This window comes from Rhodococcus sp. H29-C3, from assembly GCF_030063405.1.
Classification (GTDB): domain Bacteria; phylum Actinomycetota; class Actinomycetes; order Mycobacteriales; family Mycobacteriaceae; genus Rhodococcoides.
This window is the reverse complement of the sequence record NZ_JASITC010000007.1, coordinates 118,583-138,405: the sequence shown is the minus strand read 5'-3', so window position 1 is coordinate 138,405 and position 19,823 is coordinate 118,583. Positions and strand designations below refer to the sequence as shown.

The window sequence follows — 19,823 nt, the reverse complement described above, 5'->3', positions numbered from 1 at the left end:
GTCATCGGTCACGCCCGATCGTGGACAGGTCTGGGCATCGCCGCGGACTTCGGAAGGGTGAACCAACTCGGCAGCCCGCGGCGCAACGTTGCCGGCCCGTCGATGGTCAGGTCGCCGGACTCGAGCGTGTGCGACCAGGTCACGTCGCCGCGCCAGATCTCGGTCAGCACACGCAATCTTGTGCTCACCCAGACCGAGACGGTCAGACCTGGATCGACATCGCACACGTCGACCTCACCGGGGGTGATCACGAGCCACCACGCCCGGGAATGCACTGCTACGTCGGTGAAGTGGAACTCGATCACCGCACGCTCGCCCGGGATGGACGTCGAACATACGTTGCGATGCATGTCCCACATGAGCAGTGCAGGATCGAGATCCCCATCGCCGAGGGTTCCGACCCAGCGCGTGCCCCACATACCGAGCGCTTCGACAACGGGTCGCAGCTCCATTCCCGCTCGGGTGAGGACGTAGCGCGCCTCATTTCCCGAATCCTGCTTTTCGACGATCCCGGCTACAACGAGTTGGTGGAGTCGCTTCGACAGCAGAGTGGGTGACATTCGGGGCAGTCCGCGTCGCACATCGCTGAAGCGGCGACTGCCGAGCAACAATTCGCGAACCACCAGCAGAGTCCAACGCTCGTCGAACAGCTCCATCGCCTTGGCGACGGGGCAGAACTGGTGGTACGAGGACCCCATCTACCGACGATAGCGCTCATCGTGTTCCCGGTACAGATCCTGTACTGGATAAACCCAGCTCACATTCTTACTCTTCGACTCATAGCCGATACAACGTTGAAGGAGCGGGACAATGACCGAAACAACAGAAGTTGTCGATGCAGACCGTGCGCTGAAGGCGGCGCTCAGAACCATGTGGGGGCTGGGAAACTATCCTGCCGTCGCTGCCGAAGTAGTTCAGGAACTCGGGCCGACACTCGTACGCGCGTGCGGGGTCGAGGCCGGTCAGCGAGTGCTCGACGTCGCAGCAGGATCAGGGAACGCGGCACTACCGGCTGCTGCGGCCGGCGCAACCGTGATCGCAAGTGACCTGACACCCGAACTGTTCGCTCGCGGCCGCGAGTTGGCCGCAGCTCAACAGGTCGACCTCGAGTGGATCCAGGGTGACGCCGAGGCTCTTCCGTTCGCGGACAACGAGTTCGACATCGTGATGTCGTGTGTCGGCGTCATGTTCGCCCCGCATCATCAGCAGTCTGCGGACGAGCTGGTACGCGTCTGCCGGGACGGTGGAACGATCGGGCTCATCAATTGGACGCCGGACGGCTTCATCGGAAAGATGTTTTCGGCGATGAAGCCGTACGCCGCTCCCCCACCTCCCGGCGCACAGCCGCCACCCTTGTGGGGCGACGAGGCGCATGTCCGCGGTCTGTTCGGAGATCGGGTCCGCGAAATGACCGCCGAGGTGAGAACACTGACCGTCGACATGTTCGCCCGGCCGGAGGACTTCGTGCACTACTTCAAGAAGAACTATGGTCCGACGATCGCGGTGTACCGCCGGATCGCGGACGACCATGCCGCGGTCAGGGCTTTGGACAGCTCACTGATCGAGCTGGCTGGAGAATTCTACGAAGGTAAAGCAATGCAATGGCAATACTTGATCGTGGTAGCGATAGCTCGCTGAGGTAGCAGAGTCCGTCAGCCCCCGTTAGCCGCGCTCTGGCCGGCACGACGGCCGAAGAAGCTGCCGTCGCCGAGTGACGCCCCGCTGGCGTAGCCGCCTGCGCAGACACCTGCGGTGCAGCGACCCGCCGCGAAGAGGCCGGGGATTTGTTGGCCGGAGACGTGGAGCACCTCGGAAGCTGTACTCGTCCGCAGTCCGCCCAGCGTGAATCCGCCCGTCATGCCGCGCAGGTCGATCGCAGCAATGGGAGTGCCTATCGGCTTAACCCATTCGGTCTTCTTACCCAACAACGGATCCTCACCGTTCACGGCGTGACGGTTGTACAGCTCGACTGTCGATTGCAAAGCACCTGCGGGCAATCCCATGTCGGACTCCAGCTCCTCCACCGTCTCGGCGACCCAGGTGGGTCGGCGCCGAAGCTGCGGGGTCGAAGTCTGCGTAGTCATCGCGACCTCGTATGAGGCCTCGTCGATGACGAGGAACGCCTCGTTGAGGTTTTCGAACAGAACAGCCTGACCTACACGGCCGGGGTAGGTGTCCTCGTTGATGAAACGCTGGCCTCGTCCGTTGACCAATATTCCACGGATGAACATTTGTGGGTCACTGAAAAAAGCGACCTCAGCGGCATCCATGTGCGCGAGGTCGGCACCGATTGCCTGCGCCATGCGGATTGCGCGTCCATCGTGCTCTTCGATCGACGCGGCCGGACGATTGATCAACCTGGGCGCGTACGACTCGACCATTGTCTTGTTGTAGGCGAAGCTGCCAGTGGCCAACACCACGCCCTTAAGTGCGCGGACTGAAACGGTCTTGCCGTATTGCTTAGCTTGGACTCCGACAACCCGTCCGTCGGTATCGACGATCAGCGTCTGAACCCGCATGTCGTACTCGGATCTGACTCCGAGGGCGGCAGCCTTGTCGGTCAGCGGCTTCATCAGCATGTATCCGCCGCCCTTTTCGGAGCTGACGTGCTTGTCTTTCATTTGAGGGACGTGCCCTCGCGGCGCCGGCGGAATGACGGAATTGAACGGTGCCGCGTTTTCCCCTCCGGTGTACTGCAAACCGTCATCGTCTGGGGGCTCCCAGCCCGGTTCACCCCAGAAACTCTCCTTGAACGGAACTCCGCAGTCATCGGCCAGCCAGTGATAGTGGTCGACGCTTCCCTCGCAATAGAGATCGATCTTGGCCTCGTCGACACCCGGTCCCAAGGCTGCCTTCATGAAGGCCTTCATGTTGTCCACGGTGTCGTCGAATCCGCAGGCCTTCTGCAAGGGTGTTCCCCCACCCATGTAGATGAAGCCGCCTGCCATCGCCGCCGCGCCACCCCATCCACCGGTGCGTTCGAGCACCAGGACATCGGCACCTGCCTGTGCCGCACCGACCGCGGCTGCAGCTCCGGCCACACCGAAGCCGGCGACAACGACGTCGGCTTCGTAATCCCACTCGCTCACCTGCGCTTCGGGGATGGGTCGGATTGGGCTCTCGGTGGTCGAATCGGTGCTCGTCACGAGACTCAGTACAGTCCAAAAACTTCTCGAAGTGTGAAATCTCCCGGTGACTGAGACTGTGGGCCTGGTCGCGCGACATCCACACGGCCGTTCAGGCCATGCGCGAGACCTGTAGCGCCGGTAGCCCGATTTTCTGAACCGACGTCACGCGTGACAATCGTCTCGGCTCGGAATAGCTCGCCATCTCCGAAGGTTAGCGACTGTAAGTAATTCGAACGAAGAACGCAGTGTCGCCGACGAAAAGAGCCGAACCAGTGAAGTTGTTTTCCCCCTTGACCTTAGGTGAACTGAAGCTTGCAAACAGGCTGGTCATGGCGCCGCTCACGCGTGTGCGGTCAGGACGAGACGGAATCCCCGGCCCCCTGGTGGTCGAGCATTACAAGCAGCGTTCCTCGCTCGGTCTCATCGTGACCGAAGGGACGTATCCCTCTCATGCAGGTCAGGGATTCCCGGGTCAGCCCGGGCTTGTTACGCCTGAGCAGATCGCTGGTTGGCGCAATGTCGCAGAAGCAGTGCATACCGAAGGTGGGCTGATCGTGTCCCAGGTCATGCACGCCGGGCGCGTGACACACGAAAGTACAACGGGCGGCCGCGAGGTCGTGGGGCCGAGCGCGATTGCCATCGAAGGAGAAACCCGCACCTACGACGGCAAGCAGTCCTACCCGGTACCGCGTGCACTCCGAACCGATGAACTGCCCTCGGTGATCGAGGAGTTCGTACAGGCATCGAAGAACGCGATCGCAGCTGGTATGGATGGCGTCGAAATTCACGGTGCCAATGGCTATTTGCTCCACGAGTTCCTCTCGCCGGCGTCGAATCGACGTGAGGATTCCTATGGCGGATCACCGGAGAACCGGGCCCGTTTCGTCGCTGAAGTCGTCGTGGCCGTTGCGGAGGCCGTCGGCGCAGGCCGCGTCGGAATCCGCATCTCTCCCGAGCACAACATCCAAGATGCCTACGAGAAGGACATCGAAGACGTGCGGGCGACCTACCTGGCGCTCGTCGATCGGATTGCGCCACTCGGTCTCTCTTACCTCAGTGTGCTGCACAAAAATCCGGCGGGGGAACTCGTCCAGAGCTTGCGGCAGGCCTTCGGTGGTCCGACGCTCGTCAACAGCGGATTCGGCGAGATCACCAGCCGCGACGAAGCGCTGTCCCTTCTGTCGGACGACATCGGCGATGCAGTGGTCGTCGGTCGCCCTGCCATCGCCAATCCTGATCTCGCGTACCGATGGCGTGAAGATCTACCCTTGAATACACCCGACCAGAACACCTTCTATTCCGGTGGCGCAGAGGGTTACACGGATTACCCCGCATTGCAGCACTGACGCCACGTTGGTTATGGCCCGCACCCGAAGAATGGGTGCGGGCCTTTGCATTTCAAGGATGCGGGCGTCAACGTGGGTTGAACACTGGGGTCACCAGCGAGACTGACCGCCGTCCAACGGGATGACCGCGCCGCTCAGATAGCGTGAGGAATCCGAGGCCAAAAATGCAACTGCTTGGCCTATGTCACGTTCAGGATCGCCGATACGCCCCATTGGGATCGTCCGAACGAACTCTTCGGCTTCCTTCGGATTGTTCTCTATCCACCACTCGAGTGCTGGCGTAAGTGCATGCGGGGCAACGCAATGCGCGCGTATCCCCTCATGCCCCCATTCACTGGAGGCGGTCCGAGTCAATACGCGCATGGCTTCCTTGGTGGCGGCGTAGACCCCGAATCCTGATGTGTCCCAACGAACTGCAGACGAGGTGATCATCGTGATGATGACTCCCCCGCCCCTCTCGACCATCGATGGGTGGACGGCTCGCATCAGGCGCAGTACAGCACGTGGTCCTGTTCTCAGGGCGTAGTCGAAGAAGTCGTCGCCGGATTCGTCGAGCGGCACCGGGAACGCGGAATTGGCGTTGTTGACCAGAATGTCGATGCCGCCGAAAGCGTCCATTGCTGCGCTCACAGCAGCCTCGCATGCACCGTCCGAGGCGATGTCCACCTCGTATACGGCGACGTCTGCAGCCGAGGTCACCTGCGCAATCTCCTCGGCTACAGCCTCGAGTTTCGAGCGGGTACGGCCGACGAGGAAGCACTTGGCCCCGGCGCGTGCGAACTCCAGAGCGACGCCCCGTCCGATTCCCTGGCCGCCCCCGGTGATCAAAGCGATCTTGCCGGTAAGGTTTTCGGTCACAACTGTGTCCTTCCGTCCTGCCACGGATCTGCCGTCATCCGAAATCCGGGCAGGCTAGTGAGTTCGTGTGTGAATTCGTAGGTTCGGGTGTAACCGGTGTGCGCTATGCGCCAACGACCGTCCTCGCCCCGCTGATAACGGTCGTCGTAGAACGCTGCACCTCTGAGAATGGCGCCGTACTTGGGATGCATGACCATGTCGGACAGGTACCACACCCCGCTGGCGCTGTCGCCCTCGACGACGATCTCAGGGTGATCTACGCGGTGCTCGGTGATGAGTCCCGGTATCATCGCACTACGCATGAATGCCAGGACATCATCGCGTGAGGTGAACCGCAGGTGTTCACCGTATTCGGCAACGACATCCTCGGTCAGGGTCTCTGCGAATTCGTCCCATCTGCGGCAGTCGAGGGTCCGAAGGTACCGATATTTCAGTTGTTCGATTTCCGCGACGTCGTCACGCGTCACTAGGTACTCCTGTCGAGTGATGGAGACCCAATGAGAACACGTTCTAGTGTGCGGTGACGGTAATTTCGGAACATTACTGTCCGAAGTTCGGACGAGGCCGCGAAGCCAGATCTCTTGGTGGCCCGGAGGTTAGAACACGACACTCTCAGTCACAGACGACAGTGCAGTAAGAACTACCTGCGCTTGGGGGCGGCGGTGGACCACAAAGCCCACCCCGCAAGGAGCCTGCCTATCCGAACCCGATCGCGCGGCAGTACGGCAAGCCCCACGCCGAGCATTATCTCGACACCACCGGAAGCCATGACGACGTTGTCGGGGTCGGGGGGTATCGATCGTGGGACCTGAGCGTGGAAATCCTTGCGCGCCCGAAAGAGGTGGCTCGAGCCGTCGAAGGAGCGCTGGCTTGCACGGGACTTTCAGTCTTCGCCACACTTTTGGTATCGATCGAATCATCGCTACGTGATCGCCTGGACATCCCCTCACAGAACTGACATCTATATGCCCGACTGGTCTCCCCTGCTCGTCAGCCGTTCCGGCCACGTCGAGAGAGAAGAGGCCAGGGCAGTATCGCGGAGCCTGAGGCGCCTGCGTGACTCGATCCCGCTACTGGGAGTTCGATCGGGCCGGGCTGAACCGCTGCCACAGTACAGTGACGAGCAATGCTCCAAGCAGTGATCCGATGATTCCGCTCGGCCGCAGCGATATTCCGTCGCCGGCAATCAAACTCACCACCAAGCCACCGACGAAGGAGCCCACAATTCCGGCGGTGAACGCCAGCGTCCAGTCCATGCCGGTCTTGGACCTGCCCAAGATCAACTGCGCGCCGGCACCTATCAGAAGACCGAAGAGAATTATTCCTATGATCAGCACTGATGCGACCTAGCCTTTCAGAGTGAGCGTTCGCTATCGCCGTGGGAACCTAAATGTCAGGTCAGAGTATGCGAACCGTCCCGAGATGTTCAGGTAATACGGTGGATGGTCGGAAGTTCGATGTGGGCCTTCGCTACGACATCGACACTCACGTCCGTTGTGCCCGCAAACGTTCGACCAGCCCGAGTGTGAACCGGTCGATTTCCTCGATGGTGAAGTTTCGGCTGCGCCTGACGGAGTCGGAGGGTCGTCGGAGGAAGTGCTCACCCCCGATCGGGACGCTGATCAACTCGATGACTCGTTGAAGCCATCGGACGACCCGAATGGACGAGGACACATGGTCGGCCAGCAGCAAGGTCCCTCCGGGCCGAAGGACACGCGTCATCTCTGCAAGTGCCGCGTCGGGATCCGGTATTGCGCAGAGGGAGAACGTGCAGACGACCGTATCGAAGGACGCGTCGTCGAAGGTCAGGGCCTGCGCGTCACCGATAATCAGTTGCGCTCCGGGCATGGCTTCCTTGGACTTGCTGGCTGCGCGGGCAAGCATCTCCGGGCTGAGTTCGATGCCGGTCAAGTCGATGCCAGGTGGGTAGTGGTCCAGATTGAGGCCGGTACCGACGGCAATCTCGAGCACCCGACCTTCGGCTCGGGCGCAGACCCACGATCTGGTGTCTCGAAAGAGAACTCGATCGAGGAATGTCATATGTTTGTCGTAGTTGGCCGATTGCTTGTTCCAATATCGTTGCCACCGCTCGAGTCGGTGTGCCGAGTCCCCTGACATCACTCATACCTTTTTCGTCGTGTCGAATGTTTGATCCTGGCAGAGCTGTTTCTCTTACAAAATCTCAGCATGCCATTTCAGACCCAGCAGGTCGTCACGACGCGATTCCCAAGGACCAGGCAAAGACCGTATAACTGGCGACGGTGATCAGAGCGATCGCGATGAGGTTGAGCCACAAGCCACCTCGCATCATCTGACCGATCGTGATGTAACCACTCGCGTACGAGACGGCGTTCGGTGGTGTCGCCACCGGCAGCATGAACGCGCAGGTTGCAGCGAGCGCGACCGGAATCGTCAGAAGCAGCAGATCGAGGTCCATGCCCATCGCCACGCCACCTGCCAACGGAAGGAATGTCGCTGCTGTCGCGGTGTTGCTGGTGAGCTCGGTCAGGAAGATGGTCGCGGTCGTTGTCACCACGACCAACAGGATCACAGGGATCGTGTCGAGACCCGCTGCCACACTACCGATCCAATCGGTCAGGCCGCTGGACTGAAACTGGGCCGATAGGGCGAGTCCACCGCCGAACAGAAGCAATACCCCCCACGGCAGCTTGATTGCTGTCTCCCAGTCGATCAGACGCACTCCTGCTTTACCTCCGCTGGGGAGTAAGAACAACAGAATAGCCGCGGTCATCGCGATGCCGGTGTCGGAGATCGGTGGGTCATCGAAGATGAGCGGAACCGCGACCCAGGATGTGGCTGCCAGACAGAAGATGACTGCCACCCGGATTTCACCCTGTGCCATCTTCCCCAGAGCATCGAGTTCTCCCCTGATGAGGCGCTTACCGCCGGGGATGTCGTCGATCTCGGGCTTGAACAAGACGTGAGTGAGCAAAAACCACGCGACAACGAGCAGAACGACGGCGAGTGGCACTCCGGCAACCATCCATTCGAAGAATCCGATGGTGATTCCCTCGCCCTCCAAATAACCCACCAGCAAGGTGTTGGGGGGTGTTCCGATGATCGTCCCCAAAGAGCCGATCGAAGCGGCGTAGGCAATGCCCAACATCAAGGCGGTCCCGAAGTTGCTTTTGATCACCGCCTCCGTAACCGTCGCGTCGGTCGGCACGTCATCGGCCGAGGTTGAACGTGCCTGTGCGGAGGCGTCTGTGCCAGGTTCTTTCGTGGAGTATTCCACCTCGGCCTTCTTTCCGATGTCGAGCACCAGAACCAGAACCGAGACGCCGATGGGGATCATCATGACCGCAGTGGCGGTATTCGAGACCCACATCGACAGAAAACCTGTCGCGATCATGAATCCAGCGATCACCATCGTCGGCTTGGTGCCCATGGCGTTGACAGTCAGCAACGCAATCCGGCGGTGAAGGTTCCACCGCTGCATCGCAAGAGCCAGTAGGAAGCCGCCCATGAACAAGAAAATGATGTTGTTGCCGTAGGACGCGCCCACGTCGTTGACGGCGACGTCGAGATCGAAGATCGGGAAAATTATCAGGGGCAACAGTGCAGTTGCGGGAATCGGGATGGCCTCCGTCATCCACCAGATACCCATCAGAACTGCTGTCCCGGCGGTCAACCGCGCAGCATGACCGACGTCGGCTGGCATTACCGCGTAGACGACTACGGCCAGCAGTACTCCGGCGGCGAGTCCAATCCATTGACGCTTCCGCCGACCCGGCTTCACCTCTTCGGCGCGTTCACCGGCCGACTGCTGATCGACTTCGTCGAACCCGTTCGCATCCGACCGGCGACCGGTCTGTTCATCGGGACCAAGCTGCGTCATGGGACCTCCTCATGCTCGGCGTTTCGCCAGCTTAATGTTGCGAAAGCCGAATATGTCCGTTTCTCGACATCACGATCTGTCCAAACCCCTGGGGCTGCGGTGAAAAAGTATGATTGGTACTTCACCCGAGGAGATGAAATGACGCGGGTTCCGAGTAGGCGGTCAACCCGGCCGCGTAGCGCCATTGCGCTCCCGGACACCCTTCATTCGAGGATGCTCGGCGCAGCTCTTCGGCCGACTCGCCATAGTACGAATGCAGTCGATCATTTATCACGGGTACAGCTTCTACGGTAGGTACCTGGGTAGGAGGACTTACCGCAGCGGGGGGCCCGTCGGATGGAGGCTTCGATCGCTCCAACTAGGAAGACTTGTCAGGAGAGTTCGGGGCATCGTGATGTCCCGCCTGAACAGGAGCATCATGAAACAACTATCCAGAAGACAGTTTCTGACAGGCCTTGCCGCGACACCGATCGTGGTACTTGCCGGATGTGGCGACGGCGAGAACGAGCGTTCTCGAGCGTCGACGTTGCGGCAGTTGCCGATACCGCCCATAGCCGAGTCCACGGTCGATGCGAACGGCACACGTCATTTTCACTTAGTCGCAGCAGCCGGCGCAGCGGAACTAATCAGCGGAACGACGACAGCCACGTGGGGGTACAACGGTTCAATATTGGGGCCGACGTTGCGTGCTCGTCGCGACGAGACTGTGGCTTTCACCGTCGAAAATTCTCTGCCCGAACCGACGACCGTGCATTGGCACGGAATGCACGTTCCAGCTCGGTTCGACGGTGGACCCCATCAAACGATCGACCCCGGTGAAAAGTGGGAACCTACATGGACCATCGACCAGCCGAGCGCGACACTGTGGTACCACCCCCATCCGCACGGTTCATCAGAAAAGCACGTGTATCGGGGACTCGCAGGGGTTTTCATCATCGACGATGATGTTTCCGACTCACTCGAACTGCCCGGTGACTACGGAGTGGACGACGTACCGCTGATCATTCAGGATCGTCGATTCGAGGAGGACGGCAGCCTCGATGAGTCGGACTCCACAAATATCGGACTGTTGGGCGACACCATCGTCACCAACGGGGTCGCTGGGGCTTTCCTCCCCGTCGTTACCGAGAGCATCCGGCTCCGCATCCTCAACGGATCGTCCGGCCGCCTGTACAACCTCGGATTCGATGATTACCGCGAATTTCAGCTCGTAGCGACTGACGGCGGCTTACTGCGAGAGCCCATATCACTGAGCAGAATTCAGATCAGCCCGGGTGAACGCGTCGAGATGATCGTGCGCATCGATTCGGGAACCGATTCGATTTTGCGATCGTTTCCGATCGACAATCACGATAATGTGGATTGGGAATCCACCGATACTTTCGGCTTTGCGGATACCTTCGACATTCTCGAACTGCGTGGAAGGCAGCAACTCAAAGCTTCGTCGGAACTCCCTACGGTTCTGTCAGTTCTACCAAAACTGGATTCTGGGAGTGCCGCGGCAACAAGAGAATTCGAATTGCAATGGTTCATGATAAACGGCCAACGGATGGATATGAACCGTATCCACTTCACGTCGATTGTGGATACTACCGAGGTGTGGACGGTAACAAACGTCGACAATTGGCCACACAATTTCCATGTACACGACGCTCAGTTTCAGATCGTCGACATCAACGGGACGCCCCCACCGCCAGAACTCGACGGATGGAAAGACACCGTGTACACGCCACCCGGGCAACAGTTACGGCTGGCATTGCGGTTCAGCCGTTACACCGACCCGACAGCGCCGTACATGTATCACTGCCACATGCTCATGCACGAAGACCAGGGAATGATGGGACAGTTCGTCGTGGTCGAGCCGGGCGCACAAGCGGCGCAGACGATAAGCTCCTCCGCCGACATATCAGATATGGAATCGATGCCGAATTTTGAAGGCATTCACCACTAGCCCGCTCCCTTGGCGAATATCGCGAGACGTACTCGGTTGTCGCAACCGGTCTTCTCCATCAAATTCGAGATATGCGATTTCACCGTGGTCACACCGATATGCAGTCGATCGCCGATGTCTCGATTGCTAAGCCCCTCGCCGACAAGCCCCAGCACATCATGTTCGCGCACAGTCAACGACACCGCCGGGACTGCTGCGTCCGCGATGTCCGAAGAGGCGGTAAGCGCGCGATCGACGATCCGACGCATGAGCTCCGGGGAGAACAAGAAGTCTCCGTCGGCCGTCCGCCTGATAGCGCTCAGCAAGTCGACCGGCGAGGTGTCCTTCACCAGAAACCCGGTGGCACCGGCCGCCAACGCAGGGTAAAGATGGTCGTCGTCATCGAACGTCGTCAGCACCAGCACCTTCGATGCAGGGTTTGATGCCACGATCTGTCTCGTTGCCTCGATACCGCCGAGACCGGGCATTCCGAGATCCATCAAGGTCACATCGGGTGAGAATTCGGCGGCCAACCGAATTGCCTCCAAGCCGTTGGATCCCTCGCCGACAACGGCCAGATCCGGTGTCGACTCGCACAACATGCGAAGGCCGGCCCGTATCAAGCGTTGATCGTCGATGATCGTCAACCGGATCACAGCGTGTGTCCAGGTGTGGTTGGGGCGGCGGGGATCCACGCGTCGAGTTCCCATCCGTCGACGATTGCTGTTGTCACTAGTTGTCCACCCACCAGGGCGATGCGTTCTTTCATGCCGATGACTCCGTATCCCTCGCCGCTAGGTGGCATGTTTTCGACTCCAGTATTGATGATTCGAACCGAGAACCCGGCGCCCTTGCGGGCTATCGACAGATTCACAGCCGATCCGGTCGCCGCGTGTTTCATCACGTTCGTCAACGACTCCTGCACAATTCTCAGCAACGAGAGCCTGCTGATGGCGTCGAGTTCGCAGATATCAGCGTCCACACAGGCCGCCACCTCGTATCCGGCGCGCCGAGTGCGTTCGATAGCCGCGTAGATTTCAGATCGGACGGCACCTGGGTCCACCAGAGGCACTTCGTTCAAAGACGGTTCGCGAAGCGCGGCAAGAAGTCGACGGATATCGGCCAGTGCATCGGATGCGGTGAGGTGCACATCATCGAGAACTGCGTCCACACGCGGATCGACCCTTCCGAGTACATGTCGTGCCACTCCTATCCGCAGGACGATCGACGCCATGTGGTGCGCGACGAGATCATGCAATTCTCTTGCCACAGCGGTTCTCTCAGCTGAGCGTGCACTGATTTCAGCTGTTGCCGTCCTGGCTTCTGCATCTGCGGCACGTTCCTGATAGGTCGCCGCAAGCTCGCGCTGCGCGCGAATGTAAAGACCAAGCAGCACAGGGAGCCCGACGAACAATGCGGTCGAGGCGACTGTAGTCCAGCGCCAGAAGGCATCGGGGTGGTCGAGCCACGCCCCGAGCACCAACGCACCTGTCCAGACCATAGTCGCAAAAACTCGAGATGCTCGGGACGAGCGCAAAGCAACCTCGCCCAGCGATACGGCGCCGAGGTAGGGCACAAGCTCCGACACGCCCCAGGCTTGCGCGGCGAACATAGGAACGGACAACGCCGACAGCGTGATGGACGCAACGAGCGGTGCCCGATCCCCAACGCTGAAGACTACTGCCGACGCGCACCCCAGAAACCAGTAGCTCAACGGTACATAGAACTCGCCAGGGAAGGTGCTGGCAATCAGCAGGATCGGGGCCAACGCCACCGGAGCAAAGCGAATCGTCCTACGCACCGGAATGTCGATCATCACACCACCGTAGGGGAACCGCCTCGCTCGCCGTCGGTGGTCACGACCATTGGGACGCCACACCAACGACTTGGTGACCTCAGCTGCGTCGCCTGAAGCTACACACTCCACCTATTGGGGTTAAAACAACTCCGACGTCGCACACACAAAACTGACAGGCGTCATCAAACCGCCTGTCACAGCCACAGATCGAACCAAAAATGAAACATGTTCTAATATTGCCCGAACGGACGTGGCCCACGCGGAGACCAAACAGAGAGTCGGGACCGCCAAGGGGGTGCAGCGAGATCACTGGGCTGGTAAGGGGAAATGTAGCCGCGCGGCTCCCCGATCGAGTAGCCAAGCTGGTCACCTGCTCGTTCCACACGTGCTCGACCTCGATCCACCGATGTGCGTCGATCGACGGCATTCAGCCCTACGGGACGGAGGAGGCACTGCTAACCCTGCAGTCACCCAAGGCGCAACGTGTGCTCGTCGGACTGGGACCTCTCGCAATGGTCTCGGGTGCTGCCATTTTGGACAATTTAGGCGCTGCCGTGCTCTGACAAGATAAAGGTGCCCAGTAGGAAACGAGAAGGTCAGCAGGAACATGAATACATTCAAAGGCGTAGACGAGCACTGGTACCGCGCATTGTTCGACGCGAGCACCGTTGCGATAGCACTAGCCGACGAGCAGGGCTTGCTGATGGCCGCGAACGACGCCTACTGCGCGATGGTCCAACGCACCTGGGGAGAAATTGCCGGTCGATCCTCCCGCGAATTCACCCATCCCGACGATCTCGCACAGCATGCGGCGATGGCGCAGTTAATGGCAGGAGCACGAGAGCAGGGCCAGGTGCTGCGGCTCGAGAAGCGGTATATCCGCCCAGATGGCACCCTGAGATGGGCATGGGTCTCCGCAGTCGCCGTGACGTCACCGGATGGCCGGACATGGACTGCTTCGGTCATCCACGATACGACCGAACGCCGAATCGCCGAAGACATGTTGCAAGCCGCAGCAACGACCGATCCTCTCACCGGTTTGCTCAATCGCCGCGGATGGCGAGAAGGGTTGCACCGACTGCACTACCCCCCGCAATGCACCAACTCACTCATACTGGCGATGATCGATCTCGATCGGTTCAAGGCGTACAACGACACCCACGGCCACCCCGCCGGCGACCAACTGCTCACCACGTTCAGCGCAGCAGCGCGCGGCATCCTCGGTCCGCAGACCCTGTTTGCTCGTTGGGGTGGTGAAGAATTTGCATTGGCTCTCCCCGGAATCGACGTCATGCAGGCGCGTCGAATTCTTACCGACATCGCAGCGGTCGTTCCCGACGGTCAGCAATTCTCGGCTGGATTCACTTCGCTGCAGCAGCGCGAAACCCTCTTCGACTGCTTCGATCGCGCCGACGTGTTGCTCTACCGCGCCAAGCGAGACGGCGGTGGTCGAATGTACGATAAACACGATGACCTGGCCTGATGTATGCCCGTTGAGAAGCCCCCCCGAGATCACATCGGATTCACGATCGGCGCCGTTGGGGTCCGTTGTGGACGCGCTTACCTCGTTTTCTGATGCCATCGGGCCAGCACCCGCCTCGTATCCGGTGGCAACCACGATGACGTGATCAAGTCCTGTTGTCTTTGGACTCACTTTTCGATCCCATGGGGAGTCTGACCTCGAAACGAGCTCCACTCAGCGGCGACCGAAGAACAGTCACCGACCCACCATGTGCAGCGACCGTGCCGGCAACAATAGCCAAACCCAGACCCGCACCGCCCTCACCACGCGTTCGCGAGGAATCCAGCCGCACGAACCGATCGAACACTCGCACCCGCTCCGACTCCGCAATACCCCGCCCATCATCATCGACCGTGATCAGAGCAGACCCACCCGACTCCGCACAGGACAATTCCACTCGACTGTTCGCGTGCCGAACCGCGTTATCGACAATGTTGCGCACCATCCGCGCCAACGCCTGCTGATCCCCGGTCACCCGAACAGGAACAATCGACGTCCGAACAGTCACCTCCGACATCGATCCGACACGTTTGCCCTCCTCATAGAGCAGATCGTCGAGGTCGACGTCGACTGCGCTGGCGGCGGTCTGCTTTTCGTCCGAACGAGCAAGCAACAAAAGATCTTCGATCAACCCCCGCATCCGTCGCGCTTCGGGAAGGAGCGAATCGTCTATCAATGTCGCATCGATCAACTCCGGCCGTGCTGCGGCAAGCTCGAGAGCAGCAGTGATCGTCGAAAGCGGACTCCGAAGCTCATGCGAAGCATCACTGACAAACCGCTGCTGCGCACGCTGCCCCGCGTGGAGCCGCTCCAACATCTCGTTCATCGTCACCGCAAGTCGAGCGATCTCGTCATGTGCCTCCGGAACCGGAATACGCTCCCCCAGCTGACCATTGGAGATCGACGCCACCCGAGTCCTGATCCGCTCGACGGGACTCAACGCCGCACCGACAAGTCGGTACGTCGCGAACGCGACTAACGAGATCACAATAGGGCCAACGATTGCCAGTAGAACCGCGACCGTGGTGACAACGTCTTCGACCGTCTCCCGGTCGGCACCCACCAACACCGTCACCGGCCCCTCTGCACTCATCGCGCCGCGGCCCGTCACCCAGAAATCGCCACTCTCGCCGACCTCGACACGCCCGAGATCCTGCGTGGTCGACGCCGGAACCTGAAAAGTCGACAGCGGCGCATCACTATCCCCACTCGAAGAAGCCCGCACCGCCCCGGACGCGTCGACGACCTGCAGGATCCCGATCTGACCGTCGGTAGCCAACAACGAATCGTCGATCTGCGACGGCGAATCGGACTCGAGCTGCTCGCAGACCTGCACCGCGCGAGCCACCGCAGCAGTACGGGCAGAGGATTCGAGAGAGCTGTAGAGCACACTCAACAACGCGCCACCGGCGACGATCAAACACACAGCAAGCACCAGGGTCGTAGCAACCGCCGAACGCACCCGCACGGTCCAACGTCGTGGCCGCAACACATCGATGTAGGACATCACGCCCCCAGTGTCCTACCTGCAGCGCCGAAGACAACGACCATCTTCAGCATCCCTTCAGGATTACCCTGCCAGAGTCGTTGTCCATGAGCACCACACGCATGTTGGCGAGCAAAGTCCCCGAGGTGACGCTGTACTTCTGGATCATCAAAATCCTGGGAACCACCGTCGGGGAGACAGCCGCCGACGCACTCAACGTCGATCTCGGGTTCGGTCTCACCGGGACCACCCTCGTCATCGGCATCATGTTGGCCGCAGCGCTTACCTACCAGTTCACCCTCCGGCGGTACGTGCCATGGATCTATTGGCTGGTGGTCATCCTGATCAGCGTCGCCGGCACGCTGATCACCGACAATATCACCGACAATTTCGGCGTTCCACTGGCAACGAGTACCGGATTCTTCACCGCCGCACTAATTCTGACGTTCGCAGCCTGGTACTTCGCCGAGGGAACACTCTCGATTCACAGCATCCGAACCCGCCGCCGCGAAGGGTTCTACTGGCTTGCAATCCTGTTCACGTTCGCACTCGGCACCGCTGCAGGCGATCTCGTCGCAGAGCAAATCGAACTGGGATACCTCACCTCGGCACTCATTTTCGCCGCCATCATCGCCCTGGTCGCCGCCGCGCACTACGCCCTACGGCTCAACGCCGTCCTCGCATTCTGGATCGCCTACATCATCACCCGCCCACTCGGCGCGTCCATCGGTGACTACCTGACACAGGACAAGACTGCCGGCGGCCTCGGACTCGGACCGACCCTCGTCACCGCCGTGTTCGTGATTGCCATCGTTGGATCCGTGACGTACTTGACCATCTCCAAAGCCGACGTCCTCGACACCACATTCGACAGCGTGGATACCGAGGATGGGGAGAGAGTGTGACACCGACCCTCAGCGCTCCACGGTGATACTTCAGAGCTCGCGGGAACATTCGAGAAGCAGACGAACAGCTCAGTCGATCACACCGGTCGCGAGCCGGTATCCGACTCCCCGGATCGTCTCGATGCTCTTGCGCCCGAACGGCTGATCGACCTTCTTACGCAAATAACCGATGTAGACCTCGACGATGTTCTCGTCCCCGTCATAATTGGCATCCCATACCGACCGCACGATCTCGGACTTGGTCACCACCACCCCACTGCGCCGCATCAGAAACTCGAGCACACTGTACTCGCGCGGTGTCAAGGCCAGTTCCACACCGCTGCGGGTCACGCGGTGCCGCGCTGGATCCAACTCCAAATCCCCCGACGTCAACACCGTCGGCCGCTCCGGAGCACCTCTCCTGAGTAGGGCCCGCAGCCGAGCGACCAACACCACGAACGAAAACGGTTTGATCAAATAGTCATCGGCACCGAGATCGAACGCATCGGCCAGATCGTATTCACCGTCCTTCGCCGAAAGCATCAGAATCGGAGTCCACACACCCTGCGCCCGCAGATCCCGCACAATGTCGTAACCATGCTTGCCCGGCAACATGATGTCGAGCACGAGTGCATCGAACTCCCCGGAGACCGCGGTATGAAACCCCTCGTCACCGTCGTGCTCGACCTCGACGGTGAAACCCTCGGCCACCAGACCGCGGCGCACCATCTCCGCCAAACGCACTTCGTCCTCGACCACCAGTATCCGCATCGACAACTCCATCTCTGTACGTCCGAAGAAGTACACCAGAACCACGAGGTGCCCGGAGATTCGCTTTCAGCGGTTCTTCAGGATCACCTCTGCACACTGATGCCCGTGCTCCTCTCCTCATCGACGTCTGCCGTGCATTCAACGGTCACCGAAGTATTCACCGAAGCTGCGTCGACCGATGTCGAAGCCGCCGGCCTTGCGATCGCCGTTGCCCTCGTCGCGTGTGGGACGGTGCTCAGAACACGCGACAGCCGAACCAACGGGACGATCTTCTCCGCACTGGGCTACGGCTTCGCGGTGCTGGTCCTCGCCGTCGCGGTACACAGCAACGGCGCTCTCACCGGTGCCGACGCACCCGTCGCCCAATGGTTCCTCGATCACCGAAATTCCACCCTCGATCACCTGGCAATCGCCATCACCACCGCAGGTGGCCCGCCCGAAACAGCAGCATTGGGCATCCTCGTCGCGGTAGTGCTGATCTGGCGAACGAAACGATACGGCCCGGCGTTGGTGCTGCTTGCGACGGTCGCCGCAGCCTCGATCCTGTGCAGTGCACTGAAACTGATCGTCGGCCGAGAGCGCCCACCACTGTCGATCCAGTTGATGCTCGAAACAGATCCCTCGTTTCCATCAGGTCACGTCACCGGGTCCGCGGCGCTGCTGCTGATGATCGCGCTCATCGTCAGCGCGCGACGCCCAACGGCGGTGCGCGTCCTGTTCCTCGGTATCGCTCTCGCCATCACTGTCGTTGTCGCCTGCACCCGCATGTATCTCGGGGTCCACTGGCTCACCGACGTCTGCGCCGGCGCTCTCATCGCCGCGTTCATGGTCACCCTCGGTGGCTACGCACTACACCGGCTCGACACTGCGACTACGGACGAATCCACACTGACCCGGCACGTCAGTCAGGTGGCGCGATAGTGCCCTATCCTTGGGGCATATCAGTGAGTGAGGTGAATCCTGTGCGTAGAGCGTCCGGTCAGCTGGAAGAGTCCATCGTGCAGTTGCTCGGTGAGCATCGAGAGCTGTCGGTATCGGAGGCTCGCGCTCATCTGGACGCCGAACTCGCGCACACCACCGTGATGACTGCGCTGGTTCGGCTCCATGGCAAAGGTCTGGTCGAGCGGGAACGCCGAGGCAGATCGTTCGTCTACACCCTCACGGCACCGGTAAACGAGATTCCTGCGCTTCGTGCCGCGATGCGTATGCGAACCGAACTCGGTGAGCGGGACAAGCGTGCGAATGTGCTGGCAAGTTTCGTCGCGTCCTTGGACCCCGAGGACGAGGCAACGCTGCGCAATCTGCTCTCACCTGATGCAGGCGATCTGGAAGAGCGCGGGCTGTGACGCTACTTGTATTCGTGGCCGCATTCCCCTGGGTAGTGTCGCTGGCGATTCGCATGAACATCGAACGCATCGATCGCCGGTTCACTCCTTCGACTGCTGTGGTGCTGTTTCCAATTCTCGCCGTCGTGACCGCATTCTCGATTGTCGCCTCGATGGTGGCAATTGCTGCAGTCCTGGTTTCTTCACCCAATCCCTTCCGAATTGTGCTGGGTGTTGCACTTCTCGGGTGGATTCTCTGGCGGTCCATCGAGGTGTCACGGCATCTTCGACGGGTTGTAGTCAGTTCCTCGATGGCTTCGCGCTTCGGAGCCGAAGCCAGAACACCAGGGGGAACAGTTCTCGTCGACTCCGCTGAACCCGACGCCTTTGCCGTGCCATCCGGTGGCGGTGCTGTTGTGGTGACAACCGGCCTCGCGGAGGCTCTGTCCGATGCCGAATTGCGTGCGGTCATCGAACATGAACGTGCGCATCTGCGATTTCGCCACGCCCTATGGATTCAGATGTGCGAGATCGCGGCCCAATTCGATCCGGTACTGCGCCCGTTGGTGGTTCGGGTACGACATGCCGCGGAACGTCAAGCAGATGAATACTCCGCTACATTCGGCCGGAATGTGACTGTGTCTGCGCTCGCGCGAACGGCTTTGCTCCGCACTCATCTCGAGAGGGATGCGCAGTCTCGGAAACTTGCAAATACAGGTGGCGATGTCGTTCGGCGTGTGCGTGCTTTGACCGAGCCCCCGCCCGATCGCCAGCGTTACGCAGTCGTCGTCGCCGGCCTTGTAGTGATAGCCGCTTGCGCGTCGATCTCGATAGCGCTGTTCGACGTAGCTCAGGACGTCATCGTGCCGGAGGTCGGAGAAACGCCTTCATCTGTCTTCCAATAACAGTGGCAGGC

Annotated in this window: 19 protein-coding genes; 8 read left to right on the top strand and 11 right to left on the bottom strand. The window is 60.3% G+C overall.

The window, feature by feature from the left end; genetic code table 11:
- Nucleotides 1-8: 8 nt before the first annotated feature.
- Nucleotides 9-698 (bottom strand): winged helix-turn-helix transcriptional regulator, encoded by a 690-nt coding sequence (locus QMK32_RS17125; protein WP_283476332.1) that lies wholly within the window; start codon nucleotides 696-698, stop codon nucleotides 9-11.
- Between the two features lie 112 nt (nucleotides 699-810).
- On the opposite strand from QMK32_RS17125, the gene QMK32_RS17120 reads away from it, so the two are divergent.
- Entirely contained in the window at nucleotides 811-1,638 is an 828-nt protein-coding gene (locus QMK32_RS17120) for a class I SAM-dependent methyltransferase (RefSeq protein ID WP_283476330.1), read from the top strand.
- Nucleotides 1,639-1,652: 14 nt separating this feature from the next.
- Here QMK32_RS17120 and QMK32_RS17115 read toward each other — a convergent pair whose 3' ends face one another.
- Nucleotides 1,653-3,146, bottom strand: coding sequence for an FAD-dependent oxidoreductase (locus QMK32_RS17115; protein WP_283476329.1), 1,494 nt, complete (start codon nucleotides 3,144-3,146; stop codon nucleotides 1,653-1,655).
- Nucleotides 3,147-3,400: 254 nt separating this feature from the next.
- On the opposite strand from QMK32_RS17115, the gene QMK32_RS17110 reads away from it, so the two are divergent.
- Nucleotides 3,401-4,474: an alkene reductase gene (locus QMK32_RS17110; RefSeq protein WP_283476328.1), complete on the top strand. Its 1,074-nt coding sequence runs from the start codon at nucleotides 3,401-3,403 to the stop codon at nucleotides 4,472-4,474.
- Between the two features lie 90 nt (nucleotides 4,475-4,564).
- Here QMK32_RS17110 and QMK32_RS17105 read toward each other — a convergent pair whose 3' ends face one another.
- The 5 genes from QMK32_RS17105 to QMK32_RS17080 all read right to left on the bottom strand — a co-directional run bounded on the left by QMK32_RS17105 (nucleotide 4,565) and on the right by QMK32_RS17080 (nucleotide 9,191).
- A complete protein-coding gene (locus QMK32_RS17105) occupies nucleotides 4,565-5,332 on the bottom strand; it encodes an SDR family NAD(P)-dependent oxidoreductase (RefSeq protein WP_283476327.1) in 768 nt (255 codons plus the stop codon).
- Nucleotides 5,329-5,799: a nuclear transport factor 2 family protein gene (locus QMK32_RS17100; protein ID WP_283476325.1), complete on the bottom strand. Its 471-nt coding sequence runs from the start codon at nucleotides 5,797-5,799 to the stop codon at nucleotides 5,329-5,331. The genes QMK32_RS17105 and QMK32_RS17100 overlap by 4 nt, the downstream gene beginning before the upstream one ends.
- Nucleotides 5,800-6,402: 603 nt before the next feature.
- Nucleotides 6,403-6,669 (bottom strand): GlsB/YeaQ/YmgE family stress response membrane protein, encoded by a 267-nt coding sequence (locus tag QMK32_RS17090; protein ID WP_283476324.1) that lies wholly within the window; start codon nucleotides 6,667-6,669, stop codon nucleotides 6,403-6,405.
- Between the two features lie 148 nt (nucleotides 6,670-6,817).
- Complete coding sequence (locus tag QMK32_RS17085) at nucleotides 6,818-7,450, bottom strand: class I SAM-dependent methyltransferase (protein WP_283476322.1); 633 nt, start codon at nucleotides 7,448-7,450, stop codon at nucleotides 6,818-6,820.
- A 94-nt stretch (nucleotides 7,451-7,544) separates the two neighbouring features.
- Nucleotides 7,545-9,191 carry an SLC13 family permease gene (locus QMK32_RS17080; protein ID WP_283476320.1) on the bottom strand — a complete coding sequence of 549 codons (1,647 nt, stop codon included), beginning with the start codon at nucleotides 9,189-9,191 and terminating at the stop codon, nucleotides 7,545-7,547.
- Between the two features lie 418 nt (nucleotides 9,192-9,609).
- Here QMK32_RS17080 and QMK32_RS17075 point away from each other — a divergent pair, with 418 nt between their 5' ends.
- Complete coding sequence (locus QMK32_RS17075) at nucleotides 9,610-11,142, top strand: multicopper oxidase family protein (protein WP_283476319.1); 1,533 nt, start codon at nucleotides 9,610-9,612, stop codon at nucleotides 11,140-11,142.
- Here QMK32_RS17075 and QMK32_RS17070 read toward each other — a convergent pair.
- Together QMK32_RS17070 and QMK32_RS17065 are read right to left on the bottom strand one after the other, a co-directional pair.
- A complete protein-coding gene (locus QMK32_RS17070) occupies nucleotides 11,139-11,777 on the bottom strand; it encodes a response regulator (protein WP_283476318.1) in 639 nt (212 codons plus the stop codon). The genes QMK32_RS17075 and QMK32_RS17070 overlap by 4 nt on opposite strands.
- Complete coding sequence (locus QMK32_RS17065; RefSeq protein ID WP_283476317.1) at nucleotides 11,774-12,937, bottom strand: sensor histidine kinase; 1,164 nt, start codon at nucleotides 12,935-12,937, stop codon at nucleotides 11,774-11,776. Before QMK32_RS17065 ends, QMK32_RS17070 begins: the two co-directional genes overlap by 4 nt.
- A gap of 589 nt (nucleotides 12,938-13,526) precedes the next feature.
- On the opposite strand from QMK32_RS17065, the gene QMK32_RS17060 reads away from it, so the two are divergent.
- The gene (locus QMK32_RS17060) at nucleotides 13,527-14,402 is read left to right on the top strand and encodes a sensor domain-containing diguanylate cyclase (RefSeq protein WP_283476315.1); all 876 of its coding nucleotides are present in this window, start codon (nucleotides 13,527-13,529) and stop codon (nucleotides 14,400-14,402) included.
- Between the two features lie 145 nt (nucleotides 14,403-14,547).
- Here the strand turns inward: QMK32_RS17060 and QMK32_RS17055 are convergent, their stop codons facing one another.
- Nucleotides 14,548-15,948 (bottom strand): sensor histidine kinase, encoded by a 1,401-nt coding sequence (locus QMK32_RS17055; protein WP_283476419.1) that lies wholly within the window; start codon nucleotides 15,946-15,948, stop codon nucleotides 14,548-14,550.
- Nucleotides 15,949-16,034: 86 nt separating this feature from the next.
- On the opposite strand from QMK32_RS17055, the gene QMK32_RS17050 reads away from it, so the two are divergent.
- Entirely contained in the window at nucleotides 16,035-16,832 is a 798-nt protein-coding gene (locus tag QMK32_RS17050) for a COG4705 family protein (RefSeq protein WP_283476314.1), read from the top strand.
- A gap of 69 nt (nucleotides 16,833-16,901) precedes the next feature.
- On the opposite strand, the gene QMK32_RS17045 is transcribed toward QMK32_RS17050, so the two are convergent.
- Complete coding sequence (locus QMK32_RS17045; RefSeq protein WP_283476313.1) at nucleotides 16,902-17,582, bottom strand: response regulator transcription factor; 681 nt, start codon at nucleotides 17,580-17,582, stop codon at nucleotides 16,902-16,904.
- 105 nt (nucleotides 17,583-17,687) lie between these two features.
- Here QMK32_RS17045 and QMK32_RS17040 point away from each other — a divergent pair, with 105 nt between their 5' ends.
- From QMK32_RS17040 to QMK32_RS17030, 3 genes are read left to right on the top strand one after another with little or no spacing between them, the layout of a single operon-like run.
- Nucleotides 17,688-18,503 (top strand): phosphatase PAP2 family protein, encoded by an 816-nt coding sequence (locus QMK32_RS17040; protein WP_283476311.1) that lies wholly within the window; start codon nucleotides 17,688-17,690, stop codon nucleotides 18,501-18,503.
- 41 nt (nucleotides 18,504-18,544) lie between these two features.
- Complete coding sequence (locus tag QMK32_RS17035) at nucleotides 18,545-18,928, top strand: BlaI/MecI/CopY family transcriptional regulator (protein WP_283476309.1); 384 nt, start codon at nucleotides 18,545-18,547, stop codon at nucleotides 18,926-18,928.
- Complete coding sequence (locus QMK32_RS17030) at nucleotides 18,925-19,812, top strand: M56 family metallopeptidase (RefSeq protein ID WP_283476307.1); 888 nt, start codon at nucleotides 18,925-18,927, stop codon at nucleotides 19,810-19,812. The genes QMK32_RS17035 and QMK32_RS17030 overlap by 4 nt, the downstream gene beginning before the upstream one ends.
- Nucleotides 19,813-19,823: the final 11 nt, after the last annotated feature.